This window comes from Sphingomonas sp. LH128, assembly GCF_000293195.2.
Classification (GTDB): Bacteria; Pseudomonadota; Alphaproteobacteria; order Sphingomonadales; family Sphingomonadaceae; genus Novosphingobium; species Novosphingobium resinovorum_A.
This window is the reverse complement of sequence record NZ_ALVC01000560.1, coordinates 1-419: the sequence shown is the minus strand read 5'-3', so window position 1 is coordinate 419 and position 419 is coordinate 1. Positions and strand designations below refer to the sequence as shown.

The following is a 419-nucleotide window of genomic DNA, read 5'->3' as shown; positions in this document are numbered from 1 at the left end:
TCGATCTGGCGGATGCGCTCGCGGGTCACCGAGAACTGCTGACCGACTTCCTCCAGCGTGTGATCGGTGTTCATGCCGATGCCGAAGCGCATGCGCAGCACGCGCTCCTCACGCGGGGTAAGGCTCGCAAGGACCCGGGTGACCGTTTCCTTGAGGTTCGCCTGGATCGCCGCGTCCACCGGAATGATCGCGTTCTTGTCCTCGATGAAATCGCCGAGGTGCGAATCCTCCTCGTCGCCGATCGGCGTTTCGAGGGAGATCGGCTCCTTGGCGATCTTCATCACCTTGCGCACCTTTTCGAGCGGCATCGACAGACGCTCGGCCATTTCCTCGGGCGTGGGCTCGCGGCCCTGCTCGTGGAGGAACTGACGGCTGGTGCGCACCAGCTTGTTGATCGTCTCGATCATGTGGACCGGGAT

The 419-nt window shown here is 63.0% G+C and carries 1 protein-coding gene; it reads right to left on the bottom strand.

The annotated features are described in order from the left end of the window. Window positions 1-419, bottom strand: a 419-nt coding sequence (locus LH128_RS30230) for a sigma-70 domain-containing protein (RefSeq protein ID WP_008833503.1), incomplete at both ends; no start/stop codon positions are given.